We start from the raw sequence: 20,740 nt of genomic DNA on the forward strand, positions 1-20,740 counted from the left end.
CAGAGGGAACTGGCCGGTTCTCTCTGGATTTTTTAATAATACAAGCCCGGATAAGACGTTTACGTCGCCATCCGGGAATAATGAAAAGCTTAAGCCAGCTGCTTTGTCTCTGCATCTTTGCTGCTGTTCAGCGCCAGCGAGACCGCCAGCGTCTGGGCCAGGCACAGCGAGGCCACCTGCGAGCGGAAACCATCAACCTGCGCCTCGCGCACCACAAAGCAGACGTCGCTGAAGGCCGCCAGCGGGCTGACCTGGCTGTCGGTAATCGCTATCTGTCGTGCTTTACGCTGCGCGCCGAGCTCCACCAGTTCAACCACTTCCCGCGCATACGGAGAGAAGCTCACCGCCACCACGACATCTTTCGGCCCGACCAGGCTCAGTTGCTCGGTAAACATGCCGCCCAGACCGTCAATCAGGAACGCTTTACGGTCCAGATGGCGCAGGGCGTAGGTCAGATAGGAGGCGACGCTAAAGGAGCGGCGCAGGCCAATAACGTAGATATTCTCCGCTTCCGCCAGCAGCGCGACCGCGCGCTGCAGATCGTCGCCGGAGGTCTGCATCGCCAGCTGCTGCAGCGCCTGGGTATTGACCATGGTGAACATATTCAGGATTTCGGTCGGCGTTTCCGGCGGGGTTGCGTCATCCGTCGTGGTCTGGCGGAACAGACGCGCGCGCTCGGTATAGTTAGCCGTCTCTTCCATCAGATGCTGCTTGAACATCTGCTTCATTTCGTTGAAGCCGCTAAAACCAAAGGCGTTAGCGAAGCGGATCAGCGTGGAAGGGGGGACGTCAGCTTGTTGCGCGATAGAGGCCACGGTGTCGAAAGCCACGCTATTGCTGTTATCGAGAATATAGCGGGCTACCTGTTTCAGGCGTTTGCTTAACGTGTCGTAGCGACGCCTGATTTCATCCTGCAAGATGGTAAGTTGGGTCGGATTATTGGCCATAGATTGCGCTCTGAGAAAATGAAAGGAATATAATTTCCAGTGTATCAAATGAAGCGAATTTTTCATTTACTACGATGAAATACGCGATTCATTTCACGAAGATCCAGAAAAAAGCCCGCATCTTCTGAAGAGGATGCGGGCCTGGGCGGAATCAGCGGCGGGCTTCTCGCCAGTAGCCGATGAGCGTGAGGTAGTTGCGTTTCACTTCGTTAATCAGCGCCTCGTCGCTGAGCTCTCCCTGCATCCAGCGCCGTGAAGGCTGGCCAAAAATGGTGCGTCCTACGGCAAAACCTTTGATCATCGGATGCTTCGCCGCTTCGGCAAAACCGGCGCGCAGACGGTCCGAAGGGGCGTCCAGGCCGAGGATTAAGATCCCGCGGCACCAGCTATCTTCGCGTGCAATCAGTTTGCCAATCCTTTCCCATTCCGCGCTCGACAGCGGCGGCAGCTTCCACCAGTCCGGCTGGATGCCCAGTTGATAGAAGTGCTCCAGCATGTCGTGGTAGTGGCGTTCATCTTTATCCGGGCCGTTTTCCGGCAGGATGATTTCCAGCAGCAGCTCATGCCCGGACTTGTTGCACGCCTGCCAGACTTCCAGCAGCAGCGCATCCTGTTCGGCGCGCAGCTCGGCCGGATCGGCCGGATGATAGAAGACCAGGCATTTCACCACGTGCTCCAGCGGCCAGTCGATCAGCTGGGAACCGATGTTGCCATGTTCCAGACGCAGCGGGCGAGAGCTCGGCATTTCAATCGGTCGACCAATCCACCAGCCCTTGCCGGTGATAGCATTGAGCGAGCGCTGGCCGTAGGTGCCATCGGCGAGGATGCCGCTGCGACCGTCAAGACCGGCTTCGTCTGCGGCGGCTTCCGCGGCCGCCAGCAGCAGCAGCTTCAGCTGCGGAATGCAGGATTCATCACGCCCGGTTTCCAGCGCCAGATCTGCCAGCTGTTTACGGTGGTCAAAGGCGAAAATGCACAGCTCCGGCCATGCCTGGCGGCGGCTGGTGACGCGATGGAGATGGTTGAGACGATCGTCGATATCCGGACGCGGCACCGATTCTGCCCGCGACAGATAGTCGTCAAGCTCGGCTTTGGTCGGCATTGCGGGCGCGCAGCCGTGGCGTGAAACCACCAGCGCGCCGCAGGCGTTAGCGTAGCGGCAGGCCTGCTCCCAACCTTCATCGTTAAGCCAGCCGCGCAGCAGGCCGGACATAAAGGCATCGCCCGCGCCCAGGACGTTAAGAACGTCTACGCGTACGCCCTGCTGCAGCGGCACGCTATCCCAGCTGTCGGGAATAGCGCCTTCCAGCACCACGCAGCCCATCGGACCGCGCTTGCAAACCAGCGTCGCTTTCGTGGCGTTACGCACGTTTTTCAGCGCGGTCAGGGTATCGGTGCTGCCGCCGGCAATATGAAACTCCTCTTCTGTCCCCACCACTAAATCGAACAGATGCAGGACTTCCTGCAGCTGGCTGGTCACCTGGCCGGATTCAATGAAACGCGTTTCACCGTCGCCTAAAGACGTTAACCCCCAAAGCACCGGACGATAGTCGATATCCAGCGCGGTACGCAGGCCGTGACGGCGGGCGTACTCCAGCGCCTTCAGCACCGCTTCGCGCGTGTTGGCGTGCGAAAGGTGGGTGCCGGTTACCGCCAGCGCCCGGGAAGAGGCGATGTACTCTTCCTTAATATCTTCTGGCGAAAGGGCCATGTCGGCGCAGTTATCGCGGTAAAAAATCAGCGGAAACGTCTCCTGATCTTTAATCCCCAGCATCACTAACGCCGTCAGGCGCTGCTTATCGGTGATCAGATATTCGGTATCGACGCCGGCGCGGCTCAGGGTTTCGCGTAGAAAACGACCATTATGCTCATCGCCCACGCGAGCGAGCATTGCCGATTTTAATCCCTGAATGGCGGTGCCGAAGGCGACGTTGCCGGAAGAGCCACCCAGGTATTTAGAAAAACTGGCGACATCTTCCAGCCTCGCGCCAATCTGCTGGGCATAGAGATCGACTGCCACCCGGCCAATACAGATGACGTCGAGTCGCTTTACTGCTGCATTCATAGCTAGGGTTTCCTTTTGCATTTCTGCTGTACGGAAGAGTCGGGATACCGACAGCGTCTCCGAAAACAGCCTGAGGGTTATTGGTTATCTCTAGTTTGAGAAATAAATATTTCATTTGCAAACTAGATCGAAATTAAAAAACCAAAAATGTGAGGGATATACCACTATGCCGCGCTGAGCCTCATTCTGCCTCGGATCCTGGGCTGCGGCTGAAAGTTGAACCAGAGCCCGTTTAGATGCGGTCTTTACCTATGATTTTTAAGGGGATATTAAGAGGTGGGCCGCGTAATTTGCGCGTTATCCCGTATACAGGATGCGAATGAAACGGGTGAAATGCATAGAGAGTTTGATCGCTCTCGCAAAATGAAATATTTCTTCTGTATTTCTATTTAATGAAAAAAATGTTTGCCTATAATCCAGAAGTATTCCAGTGACGTTAACGATTTCCCTGACTCATCGCTGTATCGCTGTGCAGGGCAAAACGCGAACCCACACGCAAATACTGAACAATAAGGATTGGGCAACATGGGCAAACTGAGACTGACAATGGCGCAGGCGCTGGTGAAGTTCCTGGATAACCAGTACCTGGAAGTCGATGGCGAAGAGCATAAGTTCGTCAAAGGCATCTTTGCTATCTTTGGCCACGGCAACGTGCTGGGAATGGGCCAGGCCCTTGAACAAGATAGCGGTGAAATGCGGGTCTATCAGGGGCGTAACGAGCAAGGGATGGCGCATGTCGCCACCGGTTTTGCCAGACAGTCCCTGCGTCGTCAGATTATTGCCTGCACCTCCTCCATTGGCCCCGGCGCGGCGAACATGATTACCGCTGCTGCCACCGCGACCGCCAACCGCATCCCGCTGCTGCTGCTGCCGGGCGATGTGTTTGCGACCCGCCAGCCTGACCCGGTGCTGCAGCAAATCGAACAGAGCCACGATCTCAGCATTACCACTAACGACGCGTTTCGCGCGGTGAGTAAATACTGGGATCGCATCACCCGTCCGGAACAGCTGATGAGCGCCTGCATTAACGCCATGCGCGTGTTGACCGACCCGGCGGAAACCGGTGCGGTCACGCTCTGTCTGCCGCAGGATGTCCAGGGCGAAGCCTGGGATTATCCGGAATCCTTCTTTACCCGCCGGGTACACCGCCTTGATCGCCGTCCGGCCAGCGCCGCGCAGCTGGCGGATGCCGTGGCGGCGATTAAAGCCAGCCGTAAGCCGTTGATCGTCTGCGGCGGCGGGGTGAAATACTCCGGCGCCGGCGAGGCGTTGACCCGTTTTGCCGAGCGCTACGGCGTGCCGTTTGCCGAAACCCAGGCGGGTAAAGGCAGCGTTGTCTCTTCGCATCCGTATAACGTGGGCGGCGTCGGCGAAACCGGCTGCCTGGCGGCGAACCTGCTGGCGAAAGAGGCGGATCTGGTCATCGGTCTCGGCACGCGTTTCAGCGATTTCACCACCTCGTCAAAATGGATTTTCCAGCACCCGGGCGTGCGCTTCCTCAATATTAACGTCAGCAACTTCGACGCCTGGAAGCTGGATGGCATCCCGATGCTGGCGGATGCTCGCGAAGCCCTCACTGCCCTGGACGACGCCCTGTCCGGCGAATCCTGGCAGGCTGGCTGGGGCGAGCAGATTGAAAGCGTGCAGAGCCGCCAGCTGAAAGAGACCCAGCGCGTTTACCAGGCGGTCTGGCAGGAAACCGCTTTCGTCCCGGAAATCGACGACCATCTGGATCGGGAATCGGTGTATCGCGAATTTCGCCAGATAACCGACTCCACCCTGACGCAAAGCAGCGTCCTTGGCGTACTCAACGAAACGCTGCCGGCGGATGCGGTGATTGTGGCGGCGGCGGGTAGCCTGCCGGGAGACCTGCAGCGCGTCTGGCGCAACCGGGCCACCAACACCTATCACGTGGAATACGGCTACTCCTGCATGGGGTACGAAGTCAGCGCCGCGCTGGGCGTGAAGTTAGCCCAACCGCAAAGCGAGGTCTATTCGCTGGTCGGCGACGGCTCGTTCATGATGCTGCACTCCGAGCTGGTGACCTCCCTGCAGGAGCGCGCGAAGATCAACATCGTGCTGCTCGACAACATGGCCAACGGCTGCATTAACAACCTGCAAATGGAGCACGGTATGGACAGCTTCGGCACCGAGTTCCGCTTCCGCTGCGCCGAATCGGGCCAGCTGCAGGGCGGCCTGGTGCCGGTAGATTTCGCCACCGTCGCTGCCGGCTACGGCTGCAAAACCTGGCGCGTCACGACGCTAGAAGAACTACGCCACGCGCTGGACGCCGCGCGCCGCGAAACCGTCAGCACCCTGATAGACATTAAAGTGCTGCCGAAAACCATGGTGCACAAATACGGCAGCTGGTGGAACGTCGGCGTCGCGCAGTCTGCGCTCTCCGAGCGGATCCGCAAGGTGGCGCAAATGATCAATGAAAAACGCGCTCAGGCGCGGGATTACTAAAACAGAACACAAACCCTGAACCCTACAAATCTCGGGAGAAAACCAACTATGTCACTCAAATTAGGTGTCATCGGTGCCGGCGCTATCGGTAAAGAGCATATCCGTCGTTGCACTCAGGTACTGCAGGGAGCCACGGTAGTGGCGGTTTCGGATATCAACGAAGAGAACGCCCGCGCCGCGGTTGCACTGCCGGGCGTGCATGCCGAAGTGTACGCCGACGGTCATGACGTGATTAAGGCCAGCGACGTGGACGCTATTCTGGTCACCTCATGGGACCCCACCCACGAAGAGTACACCCTGGCCGCCATCGCCGCCGGGAAGCCGGTGTTCTGCGAGAAGCCGCTGGCGATGAGCGCGGAAGGCTGCCGCCGCATCGTTGATGCGGAAATGAAAGCCGGTCGCCGCCTGGTGCAGGTTGGATTTATGCGCCCTTACGACGAAGGCTATCTGGCGCTGAAAAAAGTGATCGATGACGGCGACATCGGCGCACCGCTGATGCTGCGCTGCGCGCACCGCAACCAGTCGGTGGGCGAGGATTACATCACCAACATGGCGATCACCAACACCCTGATTCACGAACTGGACGTTCTGCGCTGGCTGCTGAATGACGACTATGTTTCCGTGCAGGTGCGCTTCCCACGCTCCACGTCCCACACCCACGCGCGCCTGAAAGACCCGCAGATCGTGTCGTTTGAAACCAAAAAAGGCACGCTGATCGACGTGGAAGTCTTCGTGAACTGCCAGTACGGCTACGACATCCAGTGTGAAGTGGTAGGGGAAACCGGGATTGCCCGCCTGCCTGAGCCGTCGGCTGTGCAGATGCGCAAAGCCGCTAACCTGTCGACCGCTATCCTGACCGACTGGAAGGATCGCTTTATCAAAGCGTATGACGTTGAGCTACAGGCCTTTATCAATGATGTTCAGGCCGGCCAGCTGCACGGCCCGTCGGCGTGGGATGGCTACGCGGCGTCCGTTGCTGCCGACGCCTGTATCAAAGCCCAGGAAACCAGCGAGCCGGTTGAGGTGACGCTGCCGGAATGCCCGGCATTCTACAAACGCTAATCCCGCTTTGCTGACGGAACTTCTTTGCACAGGTAACGACGATGAAAATTGCTTTTGACGTTGATGTCATTAAAGACCTCGGGGTAACCCGAATGGTCCATCAGGTGGCGGAGTGGGGCTACAAGTACATTGAGCAATCGCCGCACCCGCAGATCAACCCGTTCTACAAGCACCCGCGCGCCAGCCGGGAAATTATGGCTGAGTACAAGCAGGCGCTGCGCGATACCGGCGTGGAGCTCTCCTCGTTTATCTGCGTCTACCGCTGGTCCGGTCCGGATGAGCTGCGCCGTCAGGCGGCAGTGAAAAACTGGAAGCGGCTGATCGAAATCGCGGTTGAAATGGGTGTTCAGGTGATCAACACCGAGTTCTCCGGCGATCCTAACCAGCCGGAGATTTGCGATGAGATGTTCTATCGCTCCATGGAAGAACTGCTGCCGATTTTTGAGCGCGAAGGCATCCGCGTTGAAATTCAGGCACATCCGTGGGACTTCTGCGAAGAGAACAACGAAACCGTCGATATCGTGAAGTCGTTCCGCAGCGATAACGTTAAGTACGTTTACAGCGTCCCGCACACCTTCTTCTATGACAAAGGCGTGGGCGACGTTGAGAAGATGCTGCGCTACGCGGGAAGCGATCTCTCCCATGTGCTGATCGCGGATACCCGCAACCATACAAAACACTGCCGCTATATCGTTAACCCACCGGGCGTAGATGCCGTCGTTCACCAGCACGTGGGCGTCGGAGAAGGGGATGTTGATTTCGACGCGCTGTTCCGCACCCTGCGCGATATGAAATTTGCCGAGCAGACCTTCAAGGTCGGCGGTGAGCCGATTGTGGCCACCTCGCTGTTCGGCTACCCGGAAAAAATGAAATACCAGGCAGTGGAAACCCGTGAACTCATCGAACGTGAATTGCTGCGCCGGTAGGCGCAGCGGCAGGAGCCCCCTACTATGAACAAAGATAACGTAAAACTGGCTATCGCCCCGATTGGCTGGACTAACGACGATATGCCGGAGCTGGGCAGCGAGAATACTTTCCAGCAAATCGTCAGCGAAATGGCGCTGGCGGGCTTTACCGGCAGCGAAGTCGGCAGCAAATATCCACGCGATCCGGCGGTTCTCAAGCCGATGCTGGATATTCGCGGCATTCAGATTTGCAACGCCTGGTTCAGCACCTTTTTTGCTAACGGCCAGCGGGAAAAGACCATTGATGAATTCGTTAACCACATGAATTTCCTGCATGCTATGGGCGCGAAAGTGATCGGCTGCTCTGAGCAGAGCGGCAGCATCCAGGGGCTGGAAAAGCCCATCCTGGAGAATGCGAAACCGTGCTTTAGCGAAGAAGAGTGGCAGCGGGTGGCGGAAGGCTATAACACCCTCGGTCGTCTGGCGGCGGAAAAGGGCATGCAGGTTTGTCTGCACCACCATATGGGCACCGGTATCCAGACGACGGCAGAGATCGACAAGTTTATGTCGCTGGTGGATGACAAAGTCTTCCTGCTCTACGACACCGGACACGCCTGGTATTCCGAAGGCGGCGAAGAGCCGATGCTGGCGATTCTGAAAAAATATCTGCCGCGCATTAACCACGTGCACCTGAAAGACGTGCGTCCGCCGGTGATCGAGCAGGTGCGTCGCGAAGGGCTCTCCTTCCTGGACGGCGTGAAGAAGGGGACCTTCACCGTGCCGGGCGACGGCGTCATTGATTTCCGTCCGGTATTCAAGCTGCTGGACGAGCATGGCTATAAAGGCTGGATGGTGGTTGAGGCCGAGCAGGATCCGGCGCTGGCCAACCCATTCGAATACGCCGTAAAAGCGCGCAAATATATCCGCGAGACGGCAGGAATCTAATCGTTGTTTTATTTTCAGGCCATACGTCGTATGGCCTGCTTTTTTTACCCCATCACTCAGCAGTAGCTCAAGACGTAGAACGAAAACAACACGTCGGTGAGGCCTCAGCCTCTGCATTCAGACTAGAGCAAATCTTCCCTCAAACAAGGCGGGTTACTGGAGTCTATTATGTCTAAGGAACAATATCTTACACTCAATAAAGCGTCGGGACCGAATAGCGAGACCCCGACAACGCCCTTTGTAAAAGTTGTCGCCCTGATCGCGACGCTTGGCGGTTTACTTTTTGGCTATGATACCGGGGTGATTTCCGGTGCCTTACTCTTTATGGGCACCGAGCTTCATCTTACTCCCTTTACCACCGGTCTGGTCACCAGCTCGCTGCTATTCGGCGCCGCCTTTGGCGCGCTGCTTTCTGGCAATCTGGCGAATGCAGCGGGCAGAAAGAAAATTATTCTGTGGCTGGCGGTGCTTTTTGCCATCGGCGCGATAGGCACCTCTATGGCGCCGGACGTTAACTGGATGATTTTCTTTCGCCTTATTCTCGGCGTGGCGGTCGGCGGGGCGGCGGCCACCGTACCGGTCTATATTGCCGAGATAGCTCCCGCGAATAAGCGCGGACAGCTGGTTACTTTGCAGGAGCTGATGATCGTATCCGGTCAGCTGCTGGCCTATATTTCTAATGCCACGTTCCATGAAGTCTGGGGCGGGGAAAGCACCTGGCGCTGGATGCTGGCGGTGGCGACGCTACCCGCCGTGCTGCTCTGGTTTGGCATGATGTTTATGCCGGATTCACCGCGCTGGTACGCGATGAAAGGGCGCCTGGCGGAAGCCCGTCGCGTGCTTGAGCGCACCCGGCATAAAGATGATGTTGAGTGGGAGCTGCTGGAGATCACCGAAACGCTGGATGAGCAGCGCAATCTCGGTAAGCCCCGGTTCAGCGAGATTATGACCCCGTGGTTGTTCAAGCTGTTTATGATCGGTATTGGTATAGCGGTTATCCAACAGCTTACCGGTGTAAATACCATTATGTACTATGCCCCCACGGTGCTGACCTCGGTTGGTATGACTGATAATGCCGCGCTGTTTGCCACTATTGCCAATGGCGTAGTCTCAGTATTGATGACATTCGTTGGCATCTGGATGCTTGGCAAAATTGGCCGTCGCCCGATGACCATGATTGGTCAGTTCGGCTGCACCGCCTGCCTGGTCTTTATCGGTGCTGTCAGCTATCTGCTGCCGGAGACGGTTAACGGCCAGCCTGATGCGCTACGTGCCTATATGGTTCTGGCAGGAATGTTACTGTTTCTGAGCTTTCAGCAGGGGGCGCTGTCGCCAGTGACCTGGCTGCTCATGTCGGAAATATTTCCAACTCGCCTGCGCGGTATTTTTATGGGGGGGGCGGTATTTTCAATGTGGATTGCCAACTTCCTGATCTCCCTGTTCTTCCCGATACTGCTGGCGTGGTTAGGGCTTTCAGGCACCTTCTTTATCTTCGCCGGTATTGGCGTATTCGGCGCGATATTCGTAATTAAATGCGTACCGGAAACCCGCCACCGTAGTCTTGAACAAATCGAGCACTATCTTCGGGATAAGCTGGACACCAGTGAAGAAGGGCAGGCCGCCAGGGCCCGGCGAATAGTGGCTGAATCGCAGGCGGATAAAGTGTAACGCTGATTGCCAACGATATCTGCGATGCTGGAGCGGTGCTCAGCGGTCTGCACGGACCGGGCTAACGAGCCGTATCGAACGATCCCCTCCCCTTGAAAAGGGGGAGGGGGCACACTGCTTCCGTACGGTATTGCAGAAGATACCTCAGCTATCTGCGGGGATAGTGAGGGAAAGGTCTACTTCACTTCCGCCAGCGCGGTCTTATCGACGTAGGGCTTCATCAGCGCATCGGCTTCCTTCTGCGCCGCCTGCACCGCGGCTTCCGGGGTGACTTTGGCATCGTTCACCACCGCGGCCAGCTGGTTTTCCATCGCTTTACGCACGGCAACGGTCTCCCAGGTGGAGTACCACGGATGGGCATACTTCAGCTGTTCGAGGGCGATCGCCGCGCGCGGTTCCTGCTGCAGATACGCCTTCATTTCCGGCGTATCGTAGGCGGCCTTACGCGGGGAGAAGTAGCCGGTAAAGCGGCTCCAGGCGCCGTTGACCTGCGGGCTCACCAGATACGTCAGGAACTGATACGCCGCTTTTTTCTGCGCGTCGTTGATGCCCTTGAAGCTCACCAGGCTGGCGCCGCCGATCGGTACCGCCCGCTGCTCTTTGGCCGGCAGCATCGCCACGCCCAGCTCAAAATCTTTGCTGTTCTCGCGCATAAAGCCCAGCGCGCCGGTGCTCAGCATCGCCATTCCGACTTTGCCGGAGAAGAAGCTGGCGCCGATCTGTTTCGAATTCAGCACGCCGGAAGGCATGACTTTGTCTTTATAGACCAGGTTCTGCCAGAAGCGCAGGGCGCCGATGGTGGTTGGCGTGTTGTAATAGACTTCGCCCGGATAGTCCTCGTTAAAGTATTTTCCGCCGTTGGCGCGCACCAGCGCCGAGAAGATCCAGCCGCCGTAATCATCGTTGGTCGACGGCAGCATGATCCCCCACTGGCCTTTGCTTTCGTCGGTCAGCTTTCTGGCATCCGCCAGCAGCTCGGCCCAGGTTTGCGGCGGCTGTTTGATCCCGGCCCGATCGAACATCGTTTTGTTGTAGTAGAGGATCGGCGTCGAGTTATGGAACGGGATCGCATAGGTGGTGCCCATCACTTGGGCGTTTTTATGCATTGCGGGCCAGAACGCCTTCACCAGAAAATCCCCCGCTTTTTGATCGCCATACTGGAACAGCTCGTCCATCGGCAGGATCTCATCCTTCAGCGCCAGATCGGTGGTGAAGTTGGCGGACATAATCACCAGCGCGGGCGGCTGCCCGGCCTTCTGCGCCGATTCGGCTTTGATCTTGGTGGTGTCGTAGTTGCCGGTAAAGATCCCGCGCACTTCGACATCCTGCTGCGACTCGTTGAATTGCTTAATGACACGGGTCATCTCCATGGTCAGCTTGCCGTCCACCGGCGCCGGAAACATGAAATCGATCTTCTCTTTCGCCAGCGCCGCGCCGCTCAGGGCAAGGCTGAGCCCAACCGCGAGAGCGGTGAGAGGTTTAAACATGGTCTGTCTCCATCAGTAAATTATGCTGTTTCTCAGCATGAAAAAGATGCACATCGGCAGGTGAAAAGCCGAGGATCAGCGAATCGCCTTTCTCCGGCACCGCGCCGCGATGGCGACGACTAAAGCGTAAGGTGCCGATGGGGGTGCTGACGTGGAGCAAATAATCGGCTCCCATCAGTTCTCGTTGCAGCACGGTGGCGGGCAGGCGCAGATGGCTCTCCTCCACGCGGTCGCTGATATGTTCCGGGCGAATGCCTAACCACACCCGGGATTCTTCACGGTAGCGCGGCGGCAGCGGATAGCGCAGCTCACCCAGTAATACCTCACCATCAGCGCAGGGCAGTGAGAGCAGATTCATCGCCGGAGATCCGATAAACCCGGCGACAAACAGGTTGGCCGGGTTGGCGTACAGATACTCCGGTCGCCCGACCTGCTGTACGTGGCCGCCGTTCATCACCACGATGCGGTCGGCCATCGACATCGCTTCCGTCTGGTCATGGGTGACGTAGACGGTGCTGGTTCTGAGCTGCTGGTGGAGGTCCATAATGCTGTCGCGCACTTCGCTACGCAGGCGGGCGTCGAGGTTGGAGAGCGGCTCATCCATCAGGAACAGGCGCGGATTACGCACTATCGCCCGCGCCATCGCCACCCGCTGCCGCTGGCCGCCGGAGAGCTTCGCCGGTTTGCGATCGAGCAGGGTATCCAGCTGCAGCATCTGCGCGACTTTATCCACCCGCGGCTGCCAGCTGGTCTTCTCCTCTTTGCGCACCTTCATGCCGAAGGTGATGTTGTCGCGCACCGACAGGTGCGGAAACAGCGCATAGTTCTGGAAGATCATCGCGAAGTTGCGCTCTCTGGGCGACATTTCGGTGATGTTCTCATCGTGCAGCCAGATCTCCCCCTCGCTGACCGGCTCCAGCCCGGCGAGCAGGCGCAGCAGGGTGCTTTTACCGCAGCCGGACGGGCCCACCAGCACCACGAACTCCCCTTCGCGAATATCCAGCGACAGGGCGCTGAGGGCCGGTTTACCGTCAAACTGTTTACTGATGTTTTGCAGACTAAGCATGGCGTTTAGCAATCTTCCGTTGGGCAGCTGATATTTTCGTCGTACATCCACGGTCCGGCGTAGTGGGTCAGAGGATGCTGATAGCTCACCCACTGCTCGTCGACCTGGCGATGCATCAGGCACGACGCCGGAGAGAGGTCGTAATACGGACGTGTATCTTCATGAAAGTAGGGCACCTGGTGGACGGTTCCCGGGATGGTGGAGATGATGGCCTGGCGATACTGGGTCATGGTCAGGCTGTGGTTATGGCCGCAGAAAATGCGCGTCAGCGACGGGAAACGCTCAACCAGCGCCAGCAGACGATGGCCGTTTTCGCAGGCGATAGGGTCCATCTGCGCATTGCCCAGCGGCAGCGGCGGATGATGCATAAACACCGTCGCCGGTTTATCGCCGCCATCAAACAGCTGGGCTTCCAGCCACTTGATGGTTTCCTCGGTCAGCCAGCCTTTCGACGTACCCGCCCGGCTGGAGTCGATAAACAGCAGGCGAGTGGCAAAATCGTCTACCGCGTAGTGCATATTTTGCGCGTCGCGGCCGAGCTGCGGGCACAGCGGATGCAGATATTCCAAAAACAGCGCTTTATCGTCGTGGTTGCCGGGAATGAGATACAGCGGATAGTTCAGGCTGCCGAGGATCTGGCGGGCGACCTCATACTCTTCCGGGCGGCCGCAGTTGACGATATCGCCGCTCACCACCACCGCGTCCGGACGCTCCTGCAGGGCGTTCAACTGGGAGACGACGTCGGCATTGGCGGCGTTGACGTCAATAAAGCCGTACAGCTTCTGGCCGCGGCTGCGGAAATGGGTATCGGAAATTTGCGCTAACAGCATGAAGAGCTCCTTATTTGATCCCGGAGAAGCCGAAGCTTCGCAGGAACTGTTTCTGGAAGAGGATGAAGGCTAGCATCAGCGGCAGGCAGACCATCAGCGTGCCGGCGCCAATGATGCCCCACTGACCGCCGGATTCTGCGCCCATGGCGAACGAGACCAGTCCCACGGTGAGCACCTGTTTGTCCGGGTCGTTCAGCATCATCAGCGGCCACAGATACTCGTTCCAGTGGTAGGTAATGCTGACGGTGGCGAAGGCCAGCACCGACGGCCAGGACATCGGCAGCAGCACGCGGAACAGCACCTGCCACCAGCGACAGCCCTCCATCAGCGCCGCCTCTTCCAGCTCTTTGGGGATAGACAGAAACGCCTGACGCATCAGGAACACGCCGAACGCCGAGGTGAAGTAGGGCATCATCACCCCGGTGAGGGTGTTGAGCAGGCCGAAGGTTTTCAGGGTCAGCATGTTCGGCACCATCATCACCACCGGCATGATCATCAACTGGACGAGGAACATCAGGAACAGCGTCTTCTTGCCGCGAAACTCGTGGCAGGCGAAGACGTAGCCGGCGGTGGTGATGGTCAACAGCTGCACGAAGAAGGTGCCGAAGGTGAAGATAAGGGTGTTGGCGTAGAGGCTCAGCCAGTCGGCGCTGGCCCAGGCATCGCGGAAGTTATCCAGCGTCAGCGGCATACGGGGCAGCAGCGAGGCCATATCCTCGCCGAAGGTCGTGGCGCTGAACGAGGTCGCCAGCATCCATAAAAACGGGCTCATCCACAGCAGCGCCAGGCAGCACATTAATACCGTGAGCGTAAAGGGCTGCGAGCGGCGCAGGCGCAGCCAGAGTGGGCGCGATGCGCTGTGCGATCGCAGCGCCAGCGGCGAGATTTCAGCGCTCATAGTGCGCTCCTTTCTCCAGCAGTTTGAGGTTAATCAGCGAGAAGGCAAACAGCCCGGCCAGCGTCAGGAAGGTGGCGGCGGAAGCTTTACCTAAATCATGGGTGTCCCAGGCAAGGTTCTGGATGTAGTAGAGCAGCACGGTAGTGGCGTTATCCGGCCCGCCGCGGGTCATCACCGCCACGTGGTCGATCTGGGTGATGGAGTAGATCAGCGCCGTGGTTATCACGAAGCTCAGGGTCGGGCGCAGCAGCGGCAGCGTCACCTTAAAGAACACCTGCGTGCGGGTGGCGCCTTCCACGATCGCCGCTTCGCGCGTGGAGGCCGGAATGCTTTGCAGCCCGGCGAGGAAAAACAGCATGTAGTAACCGGCGAACTTCCACACCCCAATCAGCGCCAGCGCCAGCAGCGCGCTGTTGCTGCGCCCCAGCCAGTTGTTGTTCATCGGGCCAAACAGCTTCGCCAGATAGTGGTCGAGCAGGCCAAGGCCGGGCATAAAGATAAACAGCCACAGCGCGGCGGCGCTGACCATCGGGATAATCATCGGGAAGAAGAAGGCGGTGCGCAGCCAGCGGTTGACGCGGTGATTCTCGGTCAGGGCGACCGCCAGCAGCAGGGCGAGCGTCACGCCCGGTACCACCGTCAGCAGGATATAAAGCAGGTTATTCACCAGCGACTGCCAGAAGACGCTGTCGGCGAACAGACGACTGAAGTTCTCCAGCCCGACATACTGGCCGCCGTCGCTGACCATGCGGGTATCGAACAGGCTGTCATAAATCGATCGCCCGAGGGGAAACCAGGTAAACAGTAATAAAAACAGCAGGGAAGGCGACAGTATCAGCCAAGGGAGCCAGGTTTTTCTCATGGTGGCGGACGTCTCATTCAGGCGTTTGTAGAAGCCCGGATTGTGAGAAGGATTGACTGCAAACGTATGGCGGGGAGATGACGGTTTAATGACCAGGGAAACAAGCGCCGGGCAGACGGGCCGCCCGGCATCACCCCGGTCAGTGGCGTTCAGGCCGCGCGGCTGCGGCCTGAAGCATGACGAGGGTTGATCAGAAGTCGGCTTTCAGCACCACGCGGTAGCGGGCCTTGCCCTCGCGAACGTGCTTCAGCGCCTCGTTGATCTGCGACATCGGGAACAGCTCGGTGGTCGGCGCGACTTTGCTGCGTCCGGCGAATTTCATCAGCTTGCGCAGCTCGGCCGGGTTGCCGGTGGCCGAGCCGGAGATGCTGCGGTCGCCGCCAATCAGGGTAAAAGCGGGGACCGGGAACGGCTTCATCACTGCCCCGACGGTGTGGAAGTTGCCGCCGTACGCCAGCGCTTCAAAGTACGGCTGCCAGTCGAGGTCGACGGCGACGGTGTTGATAATCAGGTCGAACTGCCCGGCCAGCGCCTTTAAGGCTTCGGGATCGCGGCTGTTCACCACGCGATCGGCGCCCATTGCCAGCACTTCCTGCTCTTTCGCCGGATTGGAGCTAAAGGCGGTGACTTCCGCGCCCATCGCGTGCAGCAGCTTGATGGCGATATGGCCGAGGCCGCCAATGCCGATGACGCCGACGCGGCTGTTGGCCGTGACGTGATGCATCAGCAGCGGTTTGAAGACGGTAATGCCGCCGCAGAGCATCGGCCCGGCGGATTCGAGATCGACGTTTTCCGGCAGCGGGATCACCCATTGCCAGTCGGCGCGCAGCTTATCGGCGAAGCCGCCGCGGTTGATGATGGTGGGCACCGAGCCTTCCAGACAGTTCACGTGGTTGCCGCTGATACAGGCGTCGCAGTGGCCGCAGCTGCGCGCCGTCCAGCCAATGCCGACCTTCTGGCCAACCTTCAGCCCTTTATCCTGCGCCGCGCTGCCCAGGGCCGCCACCCGGCCAATCACCTCGTGACCGGCCACCAGCGGATAGCTCGACATGCCCCATTCGTTGTCGATCATCGACAGGTCGGAGTGGCAGATCCCGCAGTACTCCACCTGCACTTCGACATCTTCCGGCTTAAGGTCGCCGGCATCGTACTCCCACAGCGACAGATCGGCGCCCGCTTCTTTGGCGGCGTAACTTTTAATAGTGCTCATGACAGTTTCCTTGGGTTTGGCGTAGTTAAGAAGGAAGTGTAGAGCATGGGGCGAGGGGACGCTTGGCAGAAGGAGGGGGGAAGCTTGCGCAAGCCGGCTTCTCTGCGAGAGAGAAGCCATCGCGACAGTTCAGCTTTTGAGTAACAGCGCGTTGAGCCAGATTTCGTTCCGCTCCGGGCGCTTATCCACCGTCTGCCACATGTTGGCGAGACGGATATCAGCCAGCGGTTCGATCAGCGCGGTCAGCCCTGCTTCGTCGAGATCGGTAAACCGCCGCCCCTCTTTTTCTCGCTCGCCTGAACCGTATTTAAATGAGACGTACCAGACGCCGCCGGGTTTGAGGGCCGTAGCCAGTTTGTGCATCACTCCCGGCAGCTCCGCGGCGGGAACGTGCAGCAGCGAAGCGCAGCACCAGATGCCGTCATATCGTGCGCTTTCGCTGATACTTTGAAAGGTCGCCTGACGCACGGCCAGCCCGCTGTGTTGCGCAGCCCGCTCGACCATTGCCGGTGAGGCGTCAAACGCCTCGACCCGGTAGCCCATATCGGCAAAGGCTTTGGCATCGCGTCCGGAGCCGCATCCCGCATCGAGGATCAGCCCGTTCGGTTCAATTGCCCCGATAAAAGGCGCGTACAGAGAGGTCATATCGACAGCGACGGTTGAAGCCACAAAGCTGTCAGCGTTCTGCTGGTAGTAGTTGATTGTCATCAGAATATATCCGTTCCGGCGGCCTGAGGTTCCCATTCATGAAGGAGCGTAATGCGCGCAGTGTTCCAGATTTTGGCGAGGAAGTCATCGCGGCGGGCGGTCGTGTTGCCGGTCTGACGGATTAAGGTTTCACGCAAGGGAAGGTGGCTGGTAATAAAATATTCGTTTCTGTCGCGCAGGCGGCGCAGCAATTTTGCCGACGGTACCCGCATAAACTTGCCTTTCTCCCCGCGGTTGCAGCTCTTGCAGGCGAGTACCAGGTTCCAGACGCCGTTGATATTCGCCACCTCGCCGCGCGCCGCCCACGGGATAAAGTGGTCAACGTCGGCCAGGTTCTCATCCCCGCTTTCGAGACTGATCGGCGCATAGCAGTAAAAGCAGCGGCCTTTTTGGTAGCCGTTCAGGCTGCCGCGACAGCTGGAGATGGCAACTCGTCGGGTATTCAGGGTGCTGAAGAGCTGCTGTTCGGCGGCATCATATTCCACGGCGATCAGGCTGCTGGCGATGTTCATCGCCCACGCCTGCTCCACCAGACGCCAGCGGGCGTCCGTTTCGTGGATCAGGTTCTGGTACTGCTGGCGCTCCGTCAGAGAATAAAAGTCGTCGGTCAGACGGATACCTTGATGCGTTTTACGCTCGTCGATAAAAAAGCGCCTGGCGATTTCGCCCTGATTCACGTTATGAAATTTATCCAGCACCACGCTAAAGCCGAGCTTAACCGTTGCCGCGATGAGCTGATCCTGGGTTATCTCCTGGCGATTGAAGCGGCTACAGGCGCTGAGAAACTGGCTTTTTGGCGACGTGATCTGTTTGGGGGCCTGCTCAAGATGGCGACACAGATGCTGGCTGAACGGCACCGCCAGCTCCTCAAGGCGTATCAGATCGCTACCGTCGCGGCGGATATCGTACAGCGCATGCGCCAGCGCAAACTTATAGGAGGCGACGTTTTTGCCAAAAAGAATAATGCCGCGCCAGTAGTTCTCCAGCGTCGGTTCGATCTGATAGAAGCGCATTGCGGAAATCCTGTTTTGGGAAAGTACCGGCGTTATTACGCGTACTAATAACAGGATCTGATAACAAATTGCCGAAAATGTAAACCGAATTGAGCCGTTTGCAGGATTTTGCGAGCAGGCTCGGAGAAAGAGGAAACCGCGAGTGGGAAAGGTGAGAACGAGGGGGTTATATCTGGAACGTATTGAATGTTGGCCGAAATGCGGCTTGCGCTGTTTTTTTCAACACTTAGCGTGGCGATCGCACTCTGCCGCTTGCGCAGCAGCCAGTGACAGGTATAATCCAGAACGTTTTCCGTATCCTTTCCGTGCCGGAGTGGCGAAATCGGTAGACGCAGTTGATTCAAAATCAACCGTAGAAATACGTGCCGGTTCGAGTCCGGCCTTCGGCACCAAAAGCATGTAAATAGACCTCAACTGAGGTCTTTTTTTATGTCTGAAATCCTCGCCACACAAGGCTTTCCACGATTTTCTCCTCAACTGAAGTCAACCTGAGTCAACCCACATCAACAAGCTTGTGAGTATACTAATGTGTATATTTTCCGATTCGATATTGTTTGTATACTCACGAGATACCAATGGAAGGAGGCCCATCATGGCCCTAACGGATACTAAAGTTCGTTCTGCAAAACCTGAGGAGAAAGAGTATTCACTTGTTGACGGCGACGGAATGTCCTTACTTGTAAAACCTAACGGCTCAAAGTATTGGCGATTTCGTTTCCGTTTTGGCGGTAAACAGCATTTGATGGCGTTCGGCGTTTACCCGGATGTTTCGCTGGCGGATGCCAGGAAGAAAAGGGAAGAAGCCAGAAAGCTGGTAGCTGCTGGTATTGATCCTCGTGAGCATAAACGTGCTGTGAAAGAAGAGCAGGCGAAAGAGATTATTACTTTCGAGAAGGTTGCCAGAGAGTGGCTCATTACCAATCAGAAATGGTCGGAAGATCATGCTAATCGCGTAAAAAGGAGCCTTGAGGACAATATCTTCCCGGCAATTGGCACTCGCAATATTACTGAACTGGGTACCCGCGATCTGTTAATTCCCATTAAAGCCGTAGAGATGTCTGGACGTCTTGAAGTGGCTTCCCGTCTTCAACAGCGCACCACGGCCATCATGCGTTATGCAGTGCAAAGCGGGTTAATTGATTACAACCCGGCGCAGGAGATGGCGGGGGCGGTAGCTTCCAGTAACCGGCAGCATCGTCCGGCACTGGAGTTAAAGCGCATCCCTGAGTTACTTGAGAAAATAGATGGCTATACCGGCAGGCCACTAACCCGCTGGGCAACGGAACTCACTCTGCTTATCTTTATTCGTTCCAGTGAGCTACGTTTTGCTCGCTGGTCAGAGATCGATTTTGAAACGTCAATGTGGACCATTCCGCCTGAGCGAGAGCCTATTCCCGGCGTGAAACATTCTCAGCGAGGATCAAAGATGCGTACACCTCATCTGGTGCCGCTTTCAAGGCAGGCACAGGCGATCCTGAAGCAGATAAAACAGTTTTGTGGTGATAAGCATGAGCTGATTTTTATTGGCGATCATGATCCGCGTAAGCCAATGAGTGAAAACACCGTAAACAGTGCGCTACGGGTGATGGGATATGATACTAAGGTCGAGGTTTGCGGCCACGGCTTCCGCACAATGGCCTGTAGTTCGTTAATTGAGTCAGGGCTATGGTCGAAGGATGCGGTGGAGCGCCAGATGAGCCATATGGAACGTAACTCGGTACGCGCAGCATATATCCATAAAGCGGAACATCTGGATGAACGCAAGTTGATGCTGCAATGGTGGGCGGATTTTCTGGATTCGAACCGGGAGAAGACTATCAGCCCGTTTGATTTTGCGAAAATTAATAACCCCATGCTGACAAGATGACAGGTGCTACTGCTGGCTCTATTACCCCTTAGATTGAACATGAGTTATTTCATAGAAAGGCATCCGTTCATTAACGTTAGGGTGCCTTTTTGCTTTTAACAACCGTAAATCAGGAGAATAACAAATGACTACGATATGCCCGCAATGTGGTTCTGACCGTGTAAGTGAGCGAAATATTGGCAGGAAGGCAGGAGGTATAGCAGGAGGAGTGGCAGGAGCACTTAGTGGTGCTGGTACGGGGGCAGCAATAGGTTCTGTTGTTCCGGTGGTGGGAACAGCTACAGGGGCTGTCATTGGCGCAATACTGGGAAGATTTGTCGCCGGTGCGACGACTGGAGCGGTAACAGGAGCATCGCTTGATGGCGTCCTGTTCGATCAGTATGAATGTCGTGACTGTGAACATACATTTGACTAATTAGCTTTGGTTTTCCTTCTATCAACTCACCAAAAAACTCAGTAAAAACCCATTCATATTTTCAAATACTTTTTCTTTTTGATCTGCACGACCGATCGGTATTGAGTATTTTAATAGTCAATGACTATCATTTTAATCTTATTGATCGTTTTTAACGATAGGTAAAACGGATCGGTTTATCTATTTCGATCGGTATTAACAATTTTACACCTCATTACCTTCCTGAAAAGATCACATCAACCTGCCTTTAATCAGGTTATTACCGGTGGTGGGTCAGGAAAGGCTATTCAGTGATTAGTCGCAGGTCGCTGGCAAGGAGAGGAGAC

General features: G+C 57.0%; 16 protein-coding genes and 1 tRNA gene. 7 read left to right on the forward strand and 10 right to left on the reverse strand.

What is annotated here, in order from left to right; genetic code table 11:
* Positions 1–89 precede the first annotated feature (89 nt).
* Both SIK97_RS27525 and SIK97_RS27530 read right to left on the reverse strand, forming a co-directional pair.
* Positions 90–947: a MurR/RpiR family transcriptional regulator gene (locus SIK97_RS27525; protein ID WP_004098142.1), complete on the reverse strand. Its 858-nt coding sequence runs from the start codon at positions 945–947 to the stop codon at positions 90–92.
* A 151-nt stretch (positions 948–1,098) separates the two neighbouring features.
* The gene (locus SIK97_RS27530; RefSeq protein ID WP_049078815.1) at positions 1,099–3,012 is read right to left on the reverse strand and encodes a bifunctional 5-dehydro-2-deoxygluconokinase/5-dehydro-2-deoxyphosphogluconate aldolase; all 1,914 of its coding nucleotides are present in this window, start codon (positions 3,010–3,012) and stop codon (positions 1,099–1,101) included.
* A gap of 525 nt (positions 3,013–3,537) precedes the next feature.
* Here SIK97_RS27530 and iolD point away from each other — a divergent pair.
* From iolD to SIK97_RS27555, 5 genes are all read left to right on the forward strand, one after another.
* Positions 3,538–5,478: a 3D-(3,5/4)-trihydroxycyclohexane-1,2-dione acylhydrolase (decyclizing) gene (gene iolD / locus SIK97_RS27535; RefSeq protein WP_014227682.1), complete on the forward strand. Its 1,941-nt coding sequence runs from the start codon at positions 3,538–3,540 to the stop codon at positions 5,476–5,478.
* Between the two features lie 48 nt (positions 5,479–5,526).
* Positions 5,527–6,540, forward strand: a complete 1,014-nt coding sequence (locus SIK97_RS27540; protein ID WP_004098145.1) for a Gfo/Idh/MocA family protein — start codon at positions 5,527–5,529, stop codon at positions 6,538–6,540.
* Positions 6,541–6,581: 41 nt separating this feature from the next.
* On the forward strand, positions 6,582–7,466 hold the full coding sequence (locus SIK97_RS27545) for a sugar phosphate isomerase/epimerase family protein (protein ID WP_004098146.1): 885 nt from the start codon (positions 6,582–6,584) through the stop codon (positions 7,464–7,466).
* A gap of 24 nt (positions 7,467–7,490) precedes the next feature.
* Positions 7,491–8,390: a myo-inosose-2 dehydratase gene (gene iolE / locus SIK97_RS27550; RefSeq protein WP_004098147.1), complete on the forward strand. Its 900-nt coding sequence runs from the start codon at positions 7,491–7,493 to the stop codon at positions 8,388–8,390.
* Between the two features lie 168 nt (positions 8,391–8,558).
* Positions 8,559–10,058 carry a sugar porter family MFS transporter gene (locus tag SIK97_RS27555; protein WP_014837228.1) on the forward strand — a complete coding sequence of 500 codons (1,500 nt, stop codon included), beginning with the start codon at positions 8,559–8,561 and terminating at the stop codon, positions 10,056–10,058.
* Between the two features lie 176 nt (positions 10,059–10,234).
* On the opposite strand, the gene SIK97_RS27560 is transcribed toward SIK97_RS27555, so the two are convergent.
* The 8 genes from SIK97_RS27560 to SIK97_RS27595 all read right to left on the reverse strand — a co-directional run bounded on the left by SIK97_RS27560 (position 10,235) and on the right by SIK97_RS27595 (position 18,132).
* Positions 10,235–11,545, reverse strand: coding sequence for an ABC transporter substrate-binding protein (locus SIK97_RS27560; RefSeq protein WP_057173410.1), 1,311 nt, complete (start codon positions 11,543–11,545; stop codon positions 10,235–10,237).
* Positions 11,538–12,611, reverse strand: coding sequence for an ABC transporter ATP-binding protein (locus SIK97_RS27565; protein WP_014227685.1), 1,074 nt, complete (start codon positions 12,609–12,611; stop codon positions 11,538–11,540). Before SIK97_RS27565 ends, SIK97_RS27560 begins: the two co-directional genes overlap by 8 nt.
* A gap of 5 nt (positions 12,612–12,616) precedes the next feature.
* Positions 12,617–13,441 (reverse strand): phosphodiesterase, encoded by an 825-nt coding sequence (locus SIK97_RS27570; RefSeq protein ID WP_004117574.1) that lies wholly within the window; start codon positions 13,439–13,441, stop codon positions 12,617–12,619.
* Between the two features lie 10 nt (positions 13,442–13,451).
* Complete coding sequence (locus SIK97_RS27575) at positions 13,452–14,339, reverse strand: carbohydrate ABC transporter permease (protein ID WP_032694864.1); 888 nt, start codon at positions 14,337–14,339, stop codon at positions 13,452–13,454.
* Positions 14,329–15,201 carry a carbohydrate ABC transporter permease gene (locus tag SIK97_RS27580; RefSeq protein WP_014227687.1) on the reverse strand — a complete coding sequence of 291 codons (873 nt, stop codon included), beginning with the start codon at positions 15,199–15,201 and terminating at the stop codon, positions 14,329–14,331. Before SIK97_RS27580 ends, SIK97_RS27575 begins: the two co-directional genes overlap by 11 nt.
* A 190-nt stretch (positions 15,202–15,391) precedes the next feature.
* Positions 15,392–16,411, reverse strand: coding sequence for an NADPH-dependent aldehyde reductase Ahr (ahr, locus tag SIK97_RS27585; protein WP_004128305.1), 1,020 nt, complete (start codon positions 16,409–16,411; stop codon positions 15,392–15,394).
* A 129-nt stretch (positions 16,412–16,540) separates the two neighbouring features.
* A complete protein-coding gene (locus SIK97_RS27590; RefSeq protein WP_057173409.1) occupies positions 16,541–17,119 on the reverse strand; it encodes a class I SAM-dependent methyltransferase in 579 nt (192 codons plus the stop codon).
* Positions 17,119–18,132 carry an HNH endonuclease domain-containing protein gene (locus tag SIK97_RS27595; protein ID WP_057173408.1) on the reverse strand — a complete coding sequence of 338 codons (1,014 nt, stop codon included), beginning with the start codon at positions 18,130–18,132 and terminating at the stop codon, positions 17,119–17,121. Before SIK97_RS27595 ends, SIK97_RS27590 begins: the two co-directional genes overlap by 1 nt.
* Positions 18,133–18,439: 307 nt before the next feature.
* On the opposite strand from SIK97_RS27595, the gene SIK97_RS27600 reads away from it, so the two are divergent.
* A tRNA-Leu gene (locus tag SIK97_RS27600) sits at positions 18,440–18,524 on the forward strand.
* A gap of 200 nt (positions 18,525–18,724) precedes the next feature.
* The gene (locus tag SIK97_RS27605) at positions 18,725–19,999 is read left to right on the forward strand and encodes a tyrosine-type recombinase/integrase (protein WP_032694877.1); all 1,275 of its coding nucleotides are present in this window, start codon (positions 18,725–18,727) and stop codon (positions 19,997–19,999) included.
* Positions 20,000–20,740 lie beyond the last annotated feature (741 nt).

It is taken from the genome of Klebsiella sp. JN_Kp126, assembly GCF_033843325.1.
GTDB lineage: Bacteria > Pseudomonadota > Gammaproteobacteria > Enterobacterales > Enterobacteriaceae > Klebsiella > Klebsiella michiganensis.

Coding starts and splice junctions, on each gene's coding strand:
- SIK97_RS27525 (WP_004098142.1), bottom strand. CDS start 947: ATGGCCAATAATCCGACCCAACTTACCATCTTGCAGGATGAAATCAGG.
- SIK97_RS27530 (WP_049078815.1), bottom strand. CDS start 3,012: ATGAATGCAGCAGTAAAGCGACTCGACGTCATCTGTATTGGCCGGGTG.
- iolD (WP_014227682.1), top strand. CDS start 3,538: ATGGGCAAACTGAGACTGACAATGGCGCAGGCGCTGGTGAAGTTCCTG.
- SIK97_RS27540 (WP_004098145.1), top strand. CDS start 5,527: ATGTCACTCAAATTAGGTGTCATCGGTGCCGGCGCTATCGGTAAAGAG.
- SIK97_RS27545 (WP_004098146.1), top strand. CDS start 6,582: ATGAAAATTGCTTTTGACGTTGATGTCATTAAAGACCTCGGGGTAACC.
- iolE (WP_004098147.1), top strand. CDS start 7,491: ATGAACAAAGATAACGTAAAACTGGCTATCGCCCCGATTGGCTGGACT.
- SIK97_RS27555 (WP_014837228.1), top strand. CDS start 8,559: ATGTCTAAGGAACAATATCTTACACTCAATAAAGCGTCGGGACCGAAT.
- SIK97_RS27560 (WP_057173410.1), bottom strand. CDS start 11,545: ATGTTTAAACCTCTCACCGCTCTCGCGGTTGGGCTCAGCCTTGCCCTG.
- SIK97_RS27565 (WP_014227685.1), bottom strand. CDS start 12,611: ATGCTTAGTCTGCAAAACATCAGTAAACAGTTTGACGGTAAACCGGCC.
- SIK97_RS27570 (WP_004117574.1), bottom strand. CDS start 13,441: ATGCTGTTAGCGCAAATTTCCGATACCCATTTCCGCAGCCGCGGCCAG.
- SIK97_RS27575 (WP_032694864.1), bottom strand. CDS start 14,339: ATGAGCGCTGAAATCTCGCCGCTGGCGCTGCGATCGCACAGCGCATCG.
- SIK97_RS27580 (WP_014227687.1), bottom strand. CDS start 15,201: ATGAGAAAAACCTGGCTCCCTTGGCTGATACTGTCGCCTTCCCTGCTG.
- ahr (WP_004128305.1), bottom strand. CDS start 16,411: ATGAGCACTATTAAAAGTTACGCCGCCAAAGAAGCGGGCGCCGATCTG.
- SIK97_RS27590 (WP_057173409.1), bottom strand. CDS start 17,119: ATGACAATCAACTACTACCAGCAGAACGCTGACAGCTTTGTGGCTTCA.
- SIK97_RS27595 (WP_057173408.1), bottom strand. CDS start 18,132: ATGCGCTTCTATCAGATCGAACCGACGCTGGAGAACTACTGGCGCGGC.
- SIK97_RS27605 (WP_032694877.1), top strand. CDS start 18,725: ATGGCCCTAACGGATACTAAAGTTCGTTCTGCAAAACCTGAGGAGAAA.